The following is a 17,464-nucleotide window of genomic DNA, read 5'->3' as shown; positions in this document are numbered from 1 at the left end:
TCATGAATGCAGTCGCCAGTAACGAATTCAAGATTCTCTTTACCGGCCCCATGGGCGCAGGGAAAACCACCGCGATTTCTGCCATCAGCGATCATGAAGCGGTATCCACTGATGTGATCAATACCGATCTGGCCCAGTGCAACAAGGAACTGACCACCGCAGCGCTGGACTACGGCCAGATCCTGCTGCCTGACAACAGTTGTGTTCGTCTCTATGGCACCCCCGGCCAGGAACGTTTCCGCTTCATGTGGCCCATCCTGCTGAACAATGCAGCCGGGGTCATCGTCCTTCTCAATGGTGAGCACCCGGAGCTGCTTGAGCACCTGGAGCACTATGTGGATGCCTTCGGGGCCGGCAAAGTCCCCATGGTAGTCGGTGTGGGTCGCTTGCCCCCGGAAGATCTTTCCCGCCTAGAAACCCTGGCCATGCGCCTGGAAGAACGCGGTATTGCCTTACCTATATTTGATGCAGACGTTCGCCAGCAGGACGATGTACTGCTGCTGGTGGATGCCCTGCTTTGCCAGATCGAAGCCGATGACTGCAGGAGTCTTGAAGCATGACCGCACAATCCCCTCTGGGAAAGGTTGGCACCTCTATCGCCACCAAACAGCTGGAAAAATTCGGGCAGGAAACCAAAGGGGTTACTTCAGCGGTACTGCTAACCAATGATGGCTTTCAGGTCGCTTCGCTGCATTTAAACGACGAGAGTGCCAGCAAGCTGGCTGCCATGGGCAGCTCCCTCGCTGCCATCGGGCAAGCCATTGCCAAAGAAGCCAGCCTTAAGGAATGCAGCCGGATGATTGTGGAATCTGAAACCGGCGTGGTGACCGTCATGGAAGTCCGTGGCGTCTCCCCCCCCATGTCATTGGCCGTTGTCGCCAATGATGCCTCCATTCTCGGGCAGTTGCTGTGGGCATCCAAAGAATGCTGTCGCAGCCTCGCCGAGCAACTCAGCAGAAAGTAATACCAATGTGTAACCACAAAAAAACACCCTCATGGAAGTAAAGCAAGGAGAACAACATGGCTAATGTAAAAGAAAGTCTTTCCGTCCTGCTGCAGCCCGATGGCGCTATGTGTACGGCGATCGTGGATGCCAACAGCGGAATGGTTCTCGGCCAGGATGGCACCGGTCTGGATCTGGAGCTGGCCGCTGCGGGCAATACCGAGGTGGTTCGCGCCAAAATGAAAACCATGAAGTCACTGGGGCTGAACGATTCCATCGAGGACATCCTGATTACCCTCGGCACCCAATATCACATCATCCGTCCTGTGGCAGCGCATGATGGCCTTTTCATCTACCTGGTACTGGACAAGTCCAAATCCAACCTGGCCCTGGCCCGTCGCGCCTGCCAGGAAGTGGAATCCACCCTCTCCGTTTGATCTGGGCAGGGGCAGTCTACTGCTGCCCCGTTTCCCTTCGCTGCTGAAACCCTCCTCTACCTTTCTCTGACCCCGACACTCCGAAAGGCTCTCGGCGACTACTCTTTACCTTTTGTCAGACAATTGCTTCAGTATTCATCCTTTTCATGGCTATACTGCCATCATCCAATGACAATAATTAATCTGACGGAGACACGTCATGAAAGGCACGCTCAAGCAACTGGAACGCGCCATTGACCACGCACAAAACTACAGTGAGTGGTATGAAGCCAGCCAGGAACACGATCGCTTGTCCGGTGCGGATGAATGGAAGGAAATCGACCGCTCCCCCCACTACGATTACGAGCTGATCCGCAACCGCCTGTGGCAAATTCGCCAGGCCCGTGAGCGCGGCGACGTCAACAAGCTGGTCTTCCACCTGCATGAAGGCCTGCACGGCAATCTGGGCAACATCTCCAACCCGCACCTTTATCAAAACAGCCGGGTCGGCACCAAGCACCTTATTGAAAACTACCTGACAGAAGTCACCACCGCCCTTAACTACCTTTGCGACACCAATTTCAAGGAGTTCGGGCTCAAGGAAAAGCTGGATTTCTTCGAAAACACCGGGCAGGCCTTCGGCCAGAGCTGCCTGATGCTGTCTGGTGGCGCTGCGCTGGGCCTGTTCCACATTGGTGTGGCCCGTTGCCTCTGGGAGCAGGACCTGCTTCCGACCATCATCTCCGGATCCAGTGCCGGCAGCATCATTGCTTCCGTGGTCGGCACCCACAACGATGAAGAGCTCAAGCTCAAGCTTGAACCCGAGAATATTTACCTGGAAGCCTTCAAGGTGCTGGGCTGGAAGGGCCTGATCCGCGGTACCCCGGTGCTGGATGGCGACCATCTGGAAGCCTGTCTGGAAGAAAATATTGCCGACATGACCTTTGAAGAGGCCTACCGGCATACCGGACGGGAAATCAACATCACCGTCAGCCCCTACGACCGTAACCAGCACGCACGCCTGCTCAACTGGCGCACCTCACCCAACGTGCTGATTCGCAAGGCCTCCCTGGCCTCCTGCGCGATTCCTGGCATCTATCCGCCAGTCTCCCTGTGGGCCAAGAACATGGATGGTGAGCGAGTGCCCTACATTCCCGGTCGCAAGTTCGTGGACGGCTCCATTGTGGATGACCTGCCCATTCGCCGGTTATCCCGGCTCTATGGGGTCAACCATTCTATCGTCAGCCAGACCAACCCCCATGTGGTGCCGTTCCTGTCTCGCCGTGATACCGCCAGTTCACTGAGTGTCATGGGCGACTGGGCACTGCGCAATGCGTCCATGAATATTCGCTATGCTCTCAAGCTGATTCAAAATCGTGTGGCATCCAACGATGTGGGGCTGATGATCGACAAGGCCAAGAGCATGGTGACCCAGAAGTACATCGGCGACATCAACATGATTCCGCCGCGGCAACCCCTGAATGCCTTGAGAGTACTGAGCAACCCCACCCTTCAGGATGTGCGCAACTATATCCGCAAGGGCGAACAGGCCACCTGGCCCAAGATAGAAATGGTCGCCAACACCACCATGATCAGCCGCACCTTCCGCGATTGCCGTGCCCGCCTGGACCGCATCGAGGAGCGCATGCTGGATCAGGTACCCATGTCAGTGGTTTGAATGAACGCCCGATGCTCCACGCCAGAGGCCTGAGGCTGAACGGTGTTTACCCTGAAGGGCGCGATAGCCTCGAGTTTCGACAAGCGAGTTACGAAAATCTAAAGCGATAATCCTCAGATCCGTAGGGCGGAAAATTGGCGAATGCCGATCTCCGCCTTTTTATTGGCCGCTCTGCGGCTGCAAATCCTTCACGCAACACGGGCACGAGAAGAAGGAAAACCGCGCTGTGGGAGCCTGCCTGCAGCCGATTTTGGCGATGCCTTATCGCGTGCAGGCACGCTCCCACAACAAACCTGAGGCAAACCATCCCGGCTTTTGTCTTTCCTTGTCGCTTGAGGCTTGTCGCTGCTTTTCAACCAACCCGCGGCAGATCACTCAACCGCGTGGTATAGGCCGGTGACAGGTGTGCCCGACGCATGCTCCACAGGCACTGCTCCCCGGCTTTCATCCCCCGTCCTGCCAGCCAGACACGGCCCTTGCCGCTACGATTGATCTGATCCATCACCGTCATCAGCTTCTCCCCCTGCCTGGCCTGGTTCGCCTCAAACAAACCACCTTGGGCATGCTCCGCCGTACATAGCTCCGTCAGCATCACACCGACCTTGCCGTAGTGCAGCCCCGGCTTCCACAGCCGCTCCAACAACTGTATGGCCAGCCGAGCAAGCTCTCGGGTATCGGCACTCGCCTGAGGAAGCCCGGTACTGAACGAGTCCGGCCACAGCTGCTGGGGCTTGCCCATGGGGGCGGTGCGCAACCAGACGCTAATGCGTCCGGCCAGCATGCCTTCTCCCCGCATCTTCTCTGCCGCCCGGGCAGTATAGTCATTCACTGCCTGACGCAGTGGCGGTAGAGATACCACCGCCTGACCAAACGAACGGGAATAAATGATCTGCTGGCGTGGTGGCGGCTGCAGCTCGAGGGTCAGACAAGGCTCACCGTTCAACTCCCGTACCAGGCGCGCCTGCACTACAGAGAAGTGCCGTCGTACCCAGGCATAATCCAGCGCCGCCAGATCCGCACCATTGTTCACGCCCAGGTCTGCCAACCGTGCAGCCAGCCGTCGCCCCACTCCCCAGATGTCCCCCGGAGGCGTCTGCGCCAGAGAGTCTCGCCAATCGTGCGGAGCACACCACACCTCCACGCCACTCCCCCGTCTCTTGGCGTAATGATTGGCCAGCTTGGCCAGCGTCTTGGTGGGCGCCACGCCAACACAGACCGGCACGCCTACCCAGCGCTCCACCCGCTCCCTTAACTGCTCGCCCAGTGCCTGCAGCTGCTGCTCCGGCACCATGGAAAGGTCCAGAAAGGCTTCATCAATGGAATACACTTCTACTGTCGGCACCAGCGATTGCAACGTAGCCATAACGCGCCGGGAAAGATCGCCATACAGGGTGTAATTGGAAGAAAACACTGCCACCCCGTGCTTGCGAATCAACTCGCGCACCTGAAACAACGGCACACCGGTACGAATACCCAGCGCCTTGGCTTCTGCCGAGCCAGCCACCACACAACCATCGTTATTGGATAACACCACCACCGGAGCATGACGCAGGTCCGGGCGAAAAACCCGCTCACAAGACGCGTAGAAGCTGTTGCAGTCCACCAGCGCAAACATCTCAGCGGCAGCTCCCGGTGCTACCACCACGCAGGGTATGCAAGGCAAATGTCGCCACCCCGAATAATTCCCAGCCCCCCTCTTCCGGCAGGATCGGAGCATAGCGAGGGTTACGGGGAAGCAGACGGGGGGACGGTTTCAAGGCCAGTTCCTTGACCGTGAACTCTCCTCCCACGGCCGCCACCACAATGTCACCGTGAAGCGCCTCCAGGGAGCGATCCACCACCAAAATATCACCGGGATAAATGCCCGCATCGATCATTGAGTCCCCTTCCACCCTCAACAGGAACGTGGCCGCCTCCTGACGAATGCAGAGCCGGTTCAGATCCAGGGGGTCTTCCATGTAGCCCTGGGCAGGGGAAGGAAAGCCCGCCCGGACGGCTTCAGTAAATAGCGGTAATGCAGCCATGACACACCTGACTCATTAGAGGAAAAAGTTCATCGCGTTGTGCAGGGATATCTTCAGTGGCAAGCCAACTGCCATGCACCGGCTACCTGACGCCAGAAACTGGATGCCTGGCCCTGAAATCCGGAACACCCGGCGAATCGCTGAATGCAGAGGGCAGGTTAAAGAATGGTGCCCGCTTCTTGCATCCGGCAAGACAGGTCCAGCCCCGCCCATCCGCGAAGAAAGAGAAAGTCAGGTTACTTTAATACTGTCCATATGTACAGTTTATTGACGCAGATACGAAACCTGAACACGGATCACAAACACTCACAAAAGCGCGCAACAATCACTATCCGCTCAGTGCAACTTATCGCTTAAGGTTGACCCGTAAAAGGAAAAATGGCCGCAGGCCAGAGGTCTGGGAGAGTATGAACGTAGAAACCAACCCGAACTGGTTCTCCGACTTTGTGGAGGAACTGGGGCTGCCCTCCAGTGCCGTCTTTCAGGGCTACGTCCTCTACAATGACGAGCAGGATGGCTTTCTGGCATTCAATCAGCACGGTGGCGAGCAACGCATCCACTATGTGAGCCCTAGCGCCTGGGGCCATCGCTACCCGTATATACAGCTGGCCAGCGATGCTGTTCACAGCCTGATTGAGCCCACCGAAATTCAGGCCCTGTTCCTGATCGGCAAGCGCTTCATGGCCTTTCCTGTCTAGGCTATTCGCCCCGCCCCTTGCCCGGCGGCACAAAATGCAGCCGGGCAAGGGCTACCTCTTCATGGATAACGCAATCCCTCAGGTGATCGTTGACCAGTCCCATGGCCTGCATGAAAGCAAAACAGGTGGTTGGCCCTACGAATTTCCAGCCGCGTTTTTTCAATGCTCTGGATAGCGCCACAGATTCGGGCGAAGTCGTCACCGTCTGAGGATCAGACGTCCCCTGCGGGTCAGCCTCAAAGCGCCAAAAAAATGCCGCCAGACTCCCTTCCTGCTCCACCATTTCGACTGCCCGCCGGGCGTTGTTGATGGTGGCCTCTATTTTGCCTCGGTGGCGAATGATGCTGGCATCCTGCAGTAGTGCCTCCACCTTGTCATCCTTGAAGGCGGCGACTTGATAGAAATCAAACTGCGCGAAAGCACGTCGAAAGTTTTCACGTTTGGCGAGGATGGTCCGCCAGCTTAGTCCGGACTGGAACCCCTCAAGGCAAATTTTCTCGAACAGGCGCACATCATCATCAACAGGAAAACCCCATTCACTGTCGTGATAGTGAAAAAACTCAGGCGCCGCAGCGCACCAGCCACAGCGTGGTCGCCCATCGTCACCGGGAACGGTCTTCTGCATCACTTTCTCCGGCTTAACCCGCCAACAGGAATTCCAGGCGAGGATCAGCCTTGGCGGGAGCCAGCTCAACCACCTCGGCAGTCACCACACCCTCCACCACAAACGGATCCGTCTGCACTCGTTGCTCCAGTGCTTGCCGGCTTGCCCCATGAGCGAGAATCCCGCCTCCCATGCCGGAATCCAGGCTGCCGGCCAATAAAAAAACGCCATCATCAAAGCCTTGTCGAAGCCAGGCATTGTGGGCATCCATATACTCCTTGGCCTTGTCCCGGTGTTCAGAAAATCGCAATTGCACAATAAACATCGTTGTCTCCTCCTGAGATCAATATCAATGGGTATCAAAACGCTCCATCAGCCACTGGCACAGGTTCTGGACCTCTCTTTCAACAAAGGCCTCATCCTGATATGCCACGGCCATCGTGGCGACTCCCTGACTAAAAGCGAGCACATGCATGGCAAGTTCATCGGCACGGTCTGCCTGGCCTGCGGCCCTGAACTGATCGCCAAGCCAACGACGAAAAAGGGTAAAGACACGGACCGCATCTGTTCGGGCCGGGTGGTTGAGTTTGGCCAGCTCATTACTGAGAGACCCCACAGGGCAGCCGTGTAGAAAGATCTTTGCCTGGTTGGCAATCAGAATACGGATGAAACAACGCACTCTCGCCATGGGCGTGTCGCCTTCACGCTCCCAGGCTTCCAGCATGGTCCTGGTCACCGAAAGCCGGTGATCAATAACCGCTGCGAGAATTTCATCCTTGGTTTTGAAGTGGTAATAGAAATTACCCCGTGAAATCTCCACCAGGCTGGCGATATCAGCGAAAGAGGTGTGCTCAAACCCCTGCTGGTAGAACAACTCGTCCGCCGCTTCGACAATCCTCTCCCGGGTCGCTTGTGCACTCATGACTTGCTCGAAAAACCGAATAGGACACCCATCCTAATAGAGTGAAACCAATTAGGTCAAGCATCCTAATTCAAAACAAAAAGGGAATCACCCAGGGTCGCACACATTGGTTTACAGGGCCTGGCCAGTACACCAGCCGCTGGCCCAGGCCCACTGGAAGTTGAACCCGCCCAACTGTCCGGTCACATCCAGCACCTCGCCAATGAAGTGCAGCCCCGGCACGGATTTCACTTCAAAGTTCTTCGAGGAAATCGCATCGGTATCGACGCCGCCCAGAGTGACCTCTGCAGTCCGATAGCCTTCGGTGCCGGAGGGCTTGAAAGACCAGCCCTTCAGGGTGGCGGCCACTGCCGAAAGGCGCTCATTACTGAATTGCTGGAGGTTGCCCTGCCAGCCGAACTGATCCGTGAGGGCAGCCGCAAGCCGCTGGGAAAAATACTGGCGCAACCAACGCTCCAGGCCGCGGTTGGGATGCCGCTGGCGCTCAGTCACCAGTTCGGCAACCGGATCAACCACCTGGGGCAACCAATCCACGGTCACCCCCTGCCCCGGCGTCCAGAAACTGGAGACCTGCAACATGGCAGGGCCAGAGAGGCCACGATGGGTAATCAGCATGGGCTCGGCAAAACGGGCATGGGCCGTGCTGGCCACCACGTCGGTGCTGATACCGGAAAGCTCAGCCAGCCAGGCCTTGTCATCCGGCTGTAGCGTAAACGGCACCAGACCGGCACGGGTGGGCAGCACCGTCAGGCCAAACTGTTCGGCCAGCTGATAGCCAAAGCCGGTCGCGCCCATCGTGGGGATGGAAAGCCCCCCGCAGGCCACCACCAGTTTCTGGCAGGTTATCGTCCCCGCACTGGTGGCCAGACTGAAACCGTTGTCGGTTTTGCTGACCCGTTTGATCGCGGTATTCAGGACGATTTCAGCACCTGCCCATTCGCACTCGGTAAGCAAGACGCCGAGGATTTCCTTGGAGGACTCCGCGCAGAACAGCTGCCCGGGTGCTTTCTCCACATGCTCGATGCCATGGCGCTCTACCAGCTCGACGAAATGCCAGGGGCTGTAGCGCTTTAGGGCAGATTTGCAGAAATGCGGGTTGGCGGAAACGAAGTGTTCCGGAGTGGTATTCAGGTTGGTGAAATTACAACGCCCTCCACCGGACATGAGGATCTTCTTGCCCGCCTTGTTGGCATGATCCAGCACCAACACCCGATGGCCCTGATACGCTGCGGTGGCGGCACACATCAACCCGGCAGCACCAGCGCCGATCACAACAATGTCTGTTTCTGTGCTGGCTGCCATGGCCCCTCCTGATAGGGGTGCAAGGATACCACTGCGGCAGGAGCAAGTGACAAGTTGCAAGTTTCAAGGGCGCGGGATGGGCAGAGGTGCACTGGATTACAGTGCCCACGATTAGAGGCGGTATTCGTTCAGCAAGCTGAATCTCCCACAAATACCTCACGCTACCCCGCTGCAGAAGAGCCAACTTGTTGGCCGAATCAGGCCTCAGAAGCGAGAGGCGGGTTTCAAGTTGCGAAAACCTGCTCTCTGGCTTCGGCAGGCTTTGGTTTGCGTCACTCGCATCTCATCACTCGAAACTCTGGAATTCGGCCAACAAGTTGGCTCTCCTACAAGAAAACCACGCCAACCCAACGCAAGGAGGGCCTTACCAACCGGCAAGGCCCTCCCCGCGTGTTGCATGATGCGTGAAGCGTGTAGCGTCTCTCTTACTGGCTCAACTCCTGCTCACTGAACATGTCAGCAAACAGCGGCGAACTGAGGTAACGCTCGCCAGAATCCGGCAACACCACCACGATGGTCTTGCCAGCGAATTCCGGCTGTTGGCTGATGCGGTCTGCCACACACATGGCGGCTCCACAGGAAATACCCGCCAGGATGCCCTCTTCCTGCATCAGCTTGTGGGCCCAGGCCATGGCGTCTTCATTGCTGACCTGCTCGGCACGGTCCACCATGGCAAGATCAAGGTTCTTTGGCACAAAGCCAGCACCAATACCCTGAATCTTGTGCGGACCATGAGTGGGCTCATCGCCGCTGAGGCCCGCGGTGATCATGGTGGAAGAATCCGGCTCCACCGCCACGGTGGTGATCGCCTTGCCCTTGGTATTCTTGATGTAGCGGGACACGCCGGTGATGGTCCCGCCAGTGCCGACACCCGCTACCAGCACATCAATCTCGCCGTCGGTGGCCTCCCAGATTTCCGGGCCAGTGGTTTTTTCATGAATCGCCGGATTGGCCGGGTTTTCGAACTGCTGCAGCATCAGGTGTGTGGCAGGGTTTTCAGCTACGAGTGCTTCAGCCTGGGCAATGGCGCCAGGCATGCCTTTGGCACCGGGGGTCAGGACCAGTTTTGCTCCCAGCGCCTTGAGAATCTTGCGTCGCTCCAGACTCATGGAATCGGGCATGGTCAGCACAAGATCATAGCCACGGGCCGCCGCCACATAGGCCAGTGCGATCCCGGTGTTGCCGCTGGTGGGTTCCACCAGGGTCATGCCAGGCTTGAGTTTGCCGCTCTGCTCCGCATCCCAGATCATGGATGAGCCAATGCGGCACTTGACGCTGCCCGCCGGGTTGCGGGATTCCAGCTTGGCGAGGATGTTGCCCTGGCTGATGCGGTTGATTTTCACCAGCGGCGTATGACCAATCGTCTCGCTATTGTCCTTGTAAATCTGTGCCATGATGTGCCTCCTTGTTGTCAGGAAAAGCGCTCAGGAGTCCTGGTCAGGTCCCGCGTGCTTCTTGAGTTTTCGACTCCAGCGCTGACGTGCGTAGAGTCGTAAATCGGCCACGTTGTCGGTTTCATCCATGATTTCGCGGCCCAGAATGGTTTCCAAAATATCTTCCAGAGTGATCAGGCCCACCCAGGTTCCATGCTCGTCATAGACCACCGCCATGTGCTGACGCTGGTTAAGCATGGCGTGGAACAGGTCCTCGATGCTCATGCGAGTGCTGATCATGGACACTTCCAGCGCCAGCGCCTTCATGGTCTGCTGCGGAGGAACATCCAGCAAGTCCGACTTGTGGATATATCCAGTGCACTCACCGCGTTCGTTCATGATCGGAAAGCGGGAAAACGGTTGTCCCTTCTCCTGCTCCAGGAACTCCGCCACTGTCATCTCCGCTCTCACCGTTCGGCAAACGGTGCGAGGCGTCATGATCGCCCCGACTTTTACATCATGCAGGCGCAGGATGTTCTGGATAACCTTGTGCTCATCGTCTTCCAGCGCCAGCTGATCCTTGCCCATGTCGGCCAGGGCTGCAATTTCCGCACGCACATCCACGTCATGATCGTTGCCGCCAATCTGACTGGTGATCAGTTTGGACAGCCACACAAAGGGGGCCAGTGACACCATGATCACCTTTAATATTGGCGGCAGCATGGGGGCCAGGGAACGCCAGTACTTGGCGCCAATGGTCTTGGGAATAATCTCGGACAGGATCAGGATCGCCAGTGTCATGACACCGGAGGCAGCAGCGAGCCAGGTTTCGCCAAAGACCACGGCTACCTGGGCACCGACCCCGGTGGCACCTACCGTATGGGCAACCGTGTTCAAGGTGAGAATGGCTGAAAGCGGCTTATCGATGTCGTCCTTGTACGCTCGCAGGGCTTTGTACAACCCCGGGCGAGATTCGCGCAGGCCGGCAATGAAGCTGGGGGTGATGGAGAGCAGCGCCGCTTCCAGTACGGAACAGAGGAAGGAAAAACCGATGGAAATGGCAGCAAAAATGATCAACAGGGTCAAGGCAGCAGGCTCCTTCTGCAGGCAGCCGCAGTCACTGCGGCTGCCATGTCAGCATCAGGCAGAATAATCCCGCGCGAAATCCGCCAACAGCAGGCACACACTGGCCATACCATCGTGGATCACCGCTTCGATTTCCGCCATGGTAATTTCATGGGTGGATTTACCTGCCGCCGGATTCACCACCAGGGAGAGCATGGCATAGGGCAGCGCCAGCTCACGGGCCAGCACGGCCTCCGGCATGCCGGTCATGCCGACGATATCGCAACCATCACGCTCAAGTCGCAGAATCTCGGCGGCGGTTTCCAGACGAGGGCCCTGGGTGGCGGCGTAGCACCCGCCATCGGTCCAGGACAGCTCGGTCTCGGCCAGCTTTTCTTTCAGTGCATTTCGCAACGCACCATCAAAGGGCCAGCTGAAGTCCACATGTACCAGTGGTTCGGCTGGATCATCGAACAGGGTCATGTCGCGACCGTAGGTGTAATCAATAATCTGGTCCGGTAGCACCAGCGCGCCCGTCGGCGCATCAGCAGTGATGCCGCCCACCGCATTGGCCGCCACAATGGCCGTGGCTCCTGCCTCTTTCAAGGCAACCAGATTAGCCCGGTAATTCACCTGATGGGGAAGTAACACATGAGGATCACCATGACGGGCAAGGAACAACACCCGTTGACCATCCAGCTCCCCTTCCAGCACCGGCGCCGAAGGCTTGCCGAAGCGGGTGGTAATGTCGTGACGCTGGAGGATTTTCAGGTTCTCCATGCGGGTCAGACCAGTACCGCCAATGAACGCCAACATGTTATTCGTTGCCCTCTTTCACAGCATAGATCCCCGGCGCATTACGCCAGAACCCCTTGTAGTCCATGCCCATGCCAAACAGGTAGTGGTCTGCAGCCTCCAGTGCCGTGAAGTCCGCTTTCAGGCCCGGCTCGGCCTTGCGATCATGTTGCTTGTCCACGAGCACACAAGTCTTTACTGACGCGGCACCCTGGGCTTCACAGGCACGAATGATAGACAGCAAGGTGGTACCCACATCGAGAATGTCGTCAACAATCAACACGTGACGCCCCGCCAGACTGGCGTTGGGAGTCACTAGCCATTCCACGTCACCGCCGGTGGTTTCACCGAGATAGCGGCTGGCATGCAGGTAGTCCATCTCCAGCGGGAAATCCAGGCGCTTGACCAACTCGGCGGCGAAAATCATACCGCCGTTCATGATGGTCACGAACACCGGTACCTTACCGCTGTAAGCCTCGGTCACTGCAAACGCCAGCTTGGCGATAGCTTCCTGTACCTGATCGGAAGAATGCAGTTCGATGGCCTCACGGCGTACCTGCATTAATTCCTTCTGCACGTCATCAGCGATGGACATGTTGCTGTTCCTCTACGTTGTCATCCTCAAGCCCGGTTGAAGGATTATCATTGTTGTTACTGACCAAATGCAGTGTGCGCGTGGGGAAGGCAAACTCGGCGCCATGTTCGTCCACGATCTTCATGATCTTCATGAGAACATCCTGCTTGATCTCATGGTAACGCACCCACTCGGTGGTTTTGGTAAAGGTATAGATGAAAAATTCCAGGTGCGACGCGCCGTAGCTGTCGAAATTCACGATCAGTGTTTTTTCTTCCGTCTCCAGCTCTTCGTGGGCCTTCAGCATAGCCTTCACCGCCTCGACGATAGCCGGCATTCTTTGCCAGTCATCGTAGCGAATGCCAATCTTTTCATTGATGCGGCGGTTGAACATGCGTGACGGATTTTCCAGCACGATAGAGGTGAACATGGCATTGGGGATATACAGCGGACGCTGATCAAACGTACGGATACGGGTGAGGCGCCAGCCAATGTTTTCCACCGTACCTTCGATGGAGCGATCCGGAGAACGCACCCAGTCACCCACCCGGAACGGCTTGTCCAGATAGATCATCATGCCACCGAAGAAGTTGGCGAGCAGGTCCTTGGCCGCAAAGGCCACCGCCATGCCACCAATACCGCCAAAGGCCAGCACCCCGGAGATGCTGTACCCCAGTGTCTGCAGGATGATCAGCATGGCGGTAATAATCACCGACACCCGCAACAGTTTTGCAATGGCTGCTGCAGTGGAGTGGTCCATGGGCTTGCGCATGCGGGACGGGTCGATCAGGTTCTTCTCCGTGTAGGAAATGAACCGATTCAGGAACATGGCAATGATCACGATAAACGCAATGCGACGCGCCTGGGGGACCAGATCGAACAACACATTTTCTTCATCGCTGACTGCCTGCATCAGTTCGACACAGATCGACAGGCCAACGACCCAGAACACCAGCCGCAGAGGGATGCGCGCGGCCTCCAGAAGAGCGTCATCCCAAAGCGTGTCGGTCTTAACGATCAGGCGGTCGAGCACATCGATCACCCGCATCATGGTGAAATTCACCGCCACAGTGCACAGCACCAGCAGAAACAGCTGGGTCAGCCAGATATCCGAAGGGGTTTCCAGCGTCGGCCAAACCAGCAACTGGCTCCAGTCCCAATTCATGCGTCATCCTCAATCAAGGTTTTTGCCAGGGTCTCTGCCTCAATGCGACGCCCCGCTTCCATGGCACAGCGCGGGCGGGCACGGAGTCCTGCCGCAGGTACCTGGCCACTGAAGCGCTGACCTTCCAGCCAGCTGAGCATCTGCTCCGCGCCCTGGCGGTTATTACAGGCCAGTACCATGTCGCAGCCTGCTTTGAGGGCTGCTTCCGCCCGTTCAGGGTAGCCCCCGGCACACTGGGCACCGGCCATGGACATGTCATCAGAGAAGATAACCCCACGGAAACCCAACTTCTGCCGAAGCTGGGTCTGAAGCCAATAGCGGGAAAAACCTGCCGTCTGGTTTTCTACCGCGCTATAGATCACATGGGCTGGCATGATGCCATCGAGCCGCGGGGCCAAAGCAGCAAAGGGGCGCATGTCTGCCGCCTCAATGTCGGCCAGAGGCCGAGGGTCCACAGGAAGTTCCAGATGGGAATCCGCCACCACATGACCATGTCCCGGGAAATGCTTGCCGGTAGCGGCCATGCCAGCAGCATGCATTCCGTCAATGAAGCTGCCCGCCAGCAGAGTCATGGCGTCCGCATCACCGTGAAAGCTGCGATCGCCGATGACGGTACTGTTTCCGTAATCCAGATCCAGTACCGGCGCAAAGCTGATATCGATATCCAGCTCAGTCAACTCCGATGCCATCAGCTCACCCAGCAGGCGAGCCTCACGCACGCCAGCGGCCGGGTCCTGGTCATAACGACGGCCCAGCGCAGCCATGGGGGGCAGACGGACAAATTCTTCACGGAAGCGCTGCACTCGCCCACCTTCCTGATCTACCGCGATCAGCAATTCCGGTCGCACTGCCCGGATTTGCCTGATCAGCTCTCGCAGCTGTTCACGGCTTTCATAGTTGCGGGCGAAAAGGATCAGACCTCCCGCTCCGGGATGGCTCAAGAGTTCCTTCTCGGAATCGGCCACAGTGAGCCCTTCCAGATCCAGCATTAATAGCGGGGAAATTGTGTCAGACATGACTACCCTGAAGGAGACAGTTATTCGGTTATGGTCACCAGCGTACCCACTGGTACCAGGTCAAAAAGGCGAATCAAATCCGCGTTTCGCATGCGGATACAGCCATGGGAAGCCGGCGTGCCCATGGGTTCGCTGTCCGGCGTGCCGTGAATATAGATAAAGCGCCGGAAACTATCCACGTTGCCCCCCTGATTGCGACCGGCCTCCAGGCCACCCAGCCACAGGATACGGGTAAGCACCCAGTCCCTGTCAGGGTACTGCTTGGCCAGCTCCGCCGAATAGACCTCACCGGAAAACTTGCGCCCGGTGAGCACCGCCCCTTCCGGCAAGCCCGCACCGAAGCGGGCGCGCACCATATGACGGCCACGGGGCGTTGCTTCCGAGCCCATGGCTTCCCCCGCGCCGTTACGGGCGGAAGAAATAGCAAACCGCTCGCGGTTCTCGCCACGGATCTCGAGACTCTGGTCAGACAGCGTAATGATCAATTCCATGAAGGAAGTGTCCGGGGGTTGGGAAAAAGATGCAACGGGCGCCACCACAGTTTTGGCAACGCTCCCCAGAAAGCACAAAGCCGCCCTGAGGCGGCCTTGTCATTATCTGGAGCGGGTGAAGAGAATCGAACTCTCGTATGCAGCTTGGGAAGCTGCCGTTCTACCATTGAACTACACCCGCTTTGGAAACGGCAATATAGACAAAACCCCGCATCTTGGCCAGCCCCCGGTGCACCGGATCATCTTCTTCATTTACCTGCGCGATGTTCGGGTTACACTGCCATGATTGATTCATTGAGGAGAACGCCATGCCGGTGGCATTTATTAGTGGAGCCCGGGGGTTTCTGGGTGGCCATATCGTGGACCAGTTGCTGGAAAAAGGCTGGGATGTCACCGCCGTGATTCGGCCTCGCAGCGATGCCTCAACGCTACAGGCCAAGGGGGTGTCGGTGGTGCAGGCACCACTGGATAACGCTACCGAACTGGCCTTGGTCATGCCTCCCGCTCCAGACGCGGTGTTCCATGTGGCCGGCAACACCAGCATGTGGCGCCGGGGCAATGCCCAGCAATACAAAGACAATGTGCTCGGCACCCGCGCCATGGTCAGCGCCGCACAAAAGAATGTGGCGGGACGTTTTATTCACACCTCATCGATTTCTGCCTGGGGCATCCAGGATGAGCCGATCAACGAACTCACCCCCTCCAATGCCGCCAACGACTGGATCAACTACAACCGCACCAAGTATCTGGCCGAGCAGGAAGTAGAGAATGGTATTCGCCAGGGGCTGGATGCCGTCATCCTCAATCCCTGTGGCATTATCGGCGCCGGAGACACGCACAACTGGTCACAGATGATCAAGCTGATCAACGACGGCAAGCTGCCAGGGGTACCACCAGGCGGAGGCAATTTCTGCGCGGTGGAAGAAGTGGCCAAGGCTCACATCACGGCCTATGAGAAAGGGATAAGCGGCGAGCGTTATATTCTTGCCGGCATTGAAGCCAGTTTTCTGGAACTGGTACAGACCATTGCCCGTCAGCTGGGGCGCAAGGTACCCACCAGAACCGTGCCCCCCTTTGTACTCCGGCTGGCCGGGCAGATCTCCCCCATTGGCAGCCTGTTCTCCGGCAATGAGCCTCGGCTGACGCCGGAAAAAGTTGCCCTGATTACCCATCGGGTACACGCGGACAGCAGCAAGGCGGTGGAACAGCTCGGTTTCAATAATCAGATCCCACTCGCGACCATGATCGAGAACTGCATCACCTGGATGGCCGAAGAGAATCTGCTCTAAGCTGACGGGAGTTAACTGACAGGATGGGAACACCCTCCATCCTGTCACAACAGACAACGGAGTGACGTGCTTACAGCACAGCCCGGTACACCCGAAAACGATTGGTTTCCGCTGCTACCTGCACATGTCGGAATGCCTGATCCAGCCACTGAACATAGGGCAGCTCCCGGTTCGCCACCAGCCACATTTCACCACCCTCTTTAAGGTGCCTTGGGGCCTCCTGGATCAGACGCCGGGTAATGTCGGTGGTGCGCAGGCGTCGATCATGAAAGGGAGGATTGGTGACAATCATATCCACTCGTCCCGATACCGGTGAGAACAGATCACCGCCACTCACCTGGCCTTGCAGACCATTACGCTCCAGACTGATCTTGCAGGAGGCAACCGCCGTGGCACTGACATCCATGGCCTGCACCTGCCAGCCCTGCCGTGCCAGAGTGATGCTCAAGACACCTGCACCGCAACCGACGTCAACCACCTTGCCCGGCTTGGGCAGGGTATTCTGCTGCAGCGCATCCAGCAGAAGGCGAGACCCTTCATCCAGACGACCATGGCTGAACACCCCCGGATAACTCACCGCCGTCAGCTCATCCACCGCTATCACTTCCCCCCAACTTTTAAGGGTCTGCTTTTCACCCGGCTGCAACATACCCCTGTAGAGTTTGCAGTGTCGTGCACTGTCCACCAGCTCACTGATGTCCACATGGATAGCAAAGTGTTTCAGCGCCCCCTTGATGCCTCCCTTCGCCGGCCCCACCAGCCAGATTTCCACCGGCGCTTGAATTTCGCCCGCCAGCCAGTTGAGCAGGAAACGCAAACGGTCACCGGACTTGGGTAAAGGCAGGATCAACAGATCAATATTGTCAGGGATAGACGGAGCAGGTGCCCACTGTTGTGCCCCGATCGTGAAATCATCCGCGTGGACGTGAATATCGGCACCCACATCCAGTGACATCAGCGCACTGTCATTTGCTTCTACCACCAAAACCTGTCGACCGGCTAGCGCCTCACTCTGGCGCAGTATGAGTTGTGTAGAATTTTCCATGTTGTCCCGTGCAAATATGAGCGGATTGGCAGCAAACCGGCAGGAAGTATAACGCAGTCAGGCC

Annotated in this window: 21 protein-coding genes and 1 tRNA gene; 6 read left to right on the top strand and 16 right to left on the bottom strand. The window is 57.5% G+C overall.

The window, feature by feature from the left end:
• Positions 1-2: 2 nt before the first annotated feature.
• The 4 genes from GFN93_RS10445 to GFN93_RS10430 all read left to right on the top strand — a co-directional run bounded on the left by GFN93_RS10445 (position 3) and on the right by GFN93_RS10430 (position 3,037).
• Positions 3-560, top strand: a complete 558-nt coding sequence (locus tag GFN93_RS10445; RefSeq protein ID WP_153501038.1) for a GTP-binding protein — start codon at positions 3-5, stop codon at positions 558-560.
• Positions 557-964, top strand: a complete 408-nt coding sequence (locus tag GFN93_RS10440) for a roadblock/LC7 domain-containing protein (RefSeq protein WP_153501037.1) — start codon at positions 557-559, stop codon at positions 962-964. Before GFN93_RS10445 ends, GFN93_RS10440 begins: the two co-directional genes overlap by 4 nt.
• Positions 965-1,020: 56 nt before the next feature.
• On the top strand, positions 1,021-1,380 hold the full coding sequence (locus GFN93_RS10435) for a hypothetical protein (protein WP_153501036.1): 360 nt from the start codon (positions 1,021-1,023) through the stop codon (positions 1,378-1,380).
• Between the two features lie 199 nt (positions 1,381-1,579).
• The gene (locus tag GFN93_RS10430; protein ID WP_153501035.1) at positions 1,580-3,037 is read left to right on the top strand and encodes a DUF3336 domain-containing protein; all 1,458 of its coding nucleotides are present in this window, start codon (positions 1,580-1,582) and stop codon (positions 3,035-3,037) included.
• Positions 3,038-3,389: 352 nt separating this feature from the next.
• Here GFN93_RS10430 and GFN93_RS10425 read toward each other — a convergent pair whose 3' ends face one another.
• Complete coding sequence (locus tag GFN93_RS10425; RefSeq protein WP_153501034.1) at positions 3,390-4,652, bottom strand: Y-family DNA polymerase; 1,263 nt, start codon at positions 4,650-4,652, stop codon at positions 3,390-3,392.
• 1 nt (position 4,653) lies between these two features.
• Entirely contained in the window at positions 4,654-5,061 is a 408-nt protein-coding gene (gene umuD, locus GFN93_RS10420; RefSeq protein WP_153501033.1) for a translesion error-prone DNA polymerase V autoproteolytic subunit, read from the bottom strand.
• Between the two features lie 407 nt (positions 5,062-5,468).
• Between umuD and GFN93_RS10415 the strand changes: the two genes are divergently transcribed.
• On the top strand, positions 5,469-5,759 hold the full coding sequence (locus GFN93_RS10415) for a hypothetical protein (protein ID WP_153501032.1): 291 nt from the start codon (positions 5,469-5,471) through the stop codon (positions 5,757-5,759).
• A 1-nt stretch (position 5,760) separates the two neighbouring features.
• Here the strand turns inward: GFN93_RS10415 and GFN93_RS10410 are convergent, their stop codons facing one another.
• From GFN93_RS10410 to GFN93_RS17475, 13 genes are all read right to left on the bottom strand, one after another.
• Complete coding sequence (locus GFN93_RS10410) at positions 5,761-6,384, bottom strand: DNA-3-methyladenine glycosylase I (RefSeq protein ID WP_153501031.1); 624 nt, start codon at positions 6,382-6,384, stop codon at positions 5,761-5,763.
• Positions 6,385-6,397: 13 nt separating this feature from the next.
• On the bottom strand, positions 6,398-6,688 hold the full coding sequence (locus GFN93_RS10405; RefSeq protein WP_153501030.1) for a YciI family protein: 291 nt from the start codon (positions 6,686-6,688) through the stop codon (positions 6,398-6,400).
• A gap of 24 nt (positions 6,689-6,712) precedes the next feature.
• Positions 6,713-7,285, bottom strand: coding sequence for a TetR/AcrR family transcriptional regulator (locus tag GFN93_RS10400; protein WP_153501029.1), 573 nt, complete (start codon positions 7,283-7,285; stop codon positions 6,713-6,715).
• Positions 7,286-7,396: 111 nt separating this feature from the next.
• Positions 7,397-8,587, bottom strand: coding sequence for a BaiN/RdsA family NAD(P)/FAD-dependent oxidoreductase (locus tag GFN93_RS10395; RefSeq protein WP_153501028.1), 1,191 nt, complete (start codon positions 8,585-8,587; stop codon positions 7,397-7,399).
• A gap of 425 nt (positions 8,588-9,012) precedes the next feature.
• A complete protein-coding gene (cysK, locus tag GFN93_RS10390; RefSeq protein ID WP_153501027.1) occupies positions 9,013-9,981 on the bottom strand; it encodes a cysteine synthase A in 969 nt (322 codons plus the stop codon).
• 30 nt (positions 9,982-10,011) lie between these two features.
• Entirely contained in the window at positions 10,012-11,046 is a 1,035-nt protein-coding gene (locus tag GFN93_RS10385) for a CNNM domain-containing protein (RefSeq protein ID WP_153501026.1), read from the bottom strand.
• Between the two features lie 54 nt (positions 11,047-11,100).
• Complete coding sequence (locus GFN93_RS10380; protein WP_153501025.1) at positions 11,101-11,841, bottom strand: S-methyl-5'-thioinosine phosphorylase; 741 nt, start codon at positions 11,839-11,841, stop codon at positions 11,101-11,103.
• Position 11,842: 1 nt separating this feature from the next.
• Entirely contained in the window at positions 11,843-12,415 is a 573-nt protein-coding gene (locus tag GFN93_RS10375) for a hypoxanthine-guanine phosphoribosyltransferase (RefSeq protein WP_153501024.1), read from the bottom strand.
• A complete protein-coding gene (locus GFN93_RS10370) occupies positions 12,402-13,559 on the bottom strand; it encodes a mechanosensitive ion channel family protein (protein ID WP_153501023.1) in 1,158 nt (385 codons plus the stop codon). Before GFN93_RS10370 ends, GFN93_RS10375 begins: the two co-directional genes overlap by 14 nt.
• Positions 13,556-14,575: a beta-N-acetylhexosaminidase gene (gene nagZ / locus GFN93_RS10365; protein ID WP_153501022.1), complete on the bottom strand. Its 1,020-nt coding sequence runs from the start codon at positions 14,573-14,575 to the stop codon at positions 13,556-13,558. The genes GFN93_RS10370 and nagZ overlap by 4 nt, the downstream gene beginning before the upstream one ends.
• 20 nt (positions 14,576-14,595) lie before the next feature.
• Positions 14,596-15,066, bottom strand: coding sequence for a L,D-transpeptidase (locus tag GFN93_RS10360; protein WP_153501021.1), 471 nt, complete (start codon positions 15,064-15,066; stop codon positions 14,596-14,598).
• Between the two features lie 107 nt (positions 15,067-15,173).
• A tRNA-Gly gene (locus tag GFN93_RS10355) sits at positions 15,174-15,247 on the bottom strand.
• Positions 15,227-15,361 (bottom strand): hypothetical protein, encoded by a 135-nt coding sequence (locus GFN93_RS17475; RefSeq protein ID WP_268885544.1) that lies wholly within the window; start codon positions 15,359-15,361, stop codon positions 15,227-15,229. The genes GFN93_RS10355 and GFN93_RS17475 overlap by 21 nt, the downstream gene beginning before the upstream one ends.
• 13 nt (positions 15,362-15,374) lie before the next feature.
• On the opposite strand from GFN93_RS17475, the gene GFN93_RS10350 reads away from it, so the two are divergent.
• Positions 15,375-16,355 carry an NAD-dependent epimerase/dehydratase family protein gene (locus GFN93_RS10350; protein WP_153501020.1) on the top strand — a complete coding sequence of 327 codons (981 nt, stop codon included), beginning with the start codon at positions 15,375-15,377 and terminating at the stop codon, positions 16,353-16,355.
• A 70-nt stretch (positions 16,356-16,425) separates the two neighbouring features.
• Here the strand turns inward: GFN93_RS10350 and GFN93_RS10345 are convergent, their stop codons facing one another.
• Entirely contained in the window at positions 16,426-17,400 is a 975-nt protein-coding gene (locus tag GFN93_RS10345) for a class I SAM-dependent methyltransferase (protein WP_153501019.1), read from the bottom strand.
• Positions 17,401-17,464 lie beyond the last annotated feature (64 nt).

The sequence above is a fragment of the Alcanivorax sediminis genome (assembly GCF_009601165.1).
GTDB classification, from domain to species: Bacteria; Pseudomonadota; Gammaproteobacteria; order Pseudomonadales; family Alcanivoracaceae; genus Alcanivorax; species Alcanivorax sediminis.
Note: the sequence above shows the minus strand (reverse complement) of the source record. Positions and strands in the feature narration are given on the sequence as shown.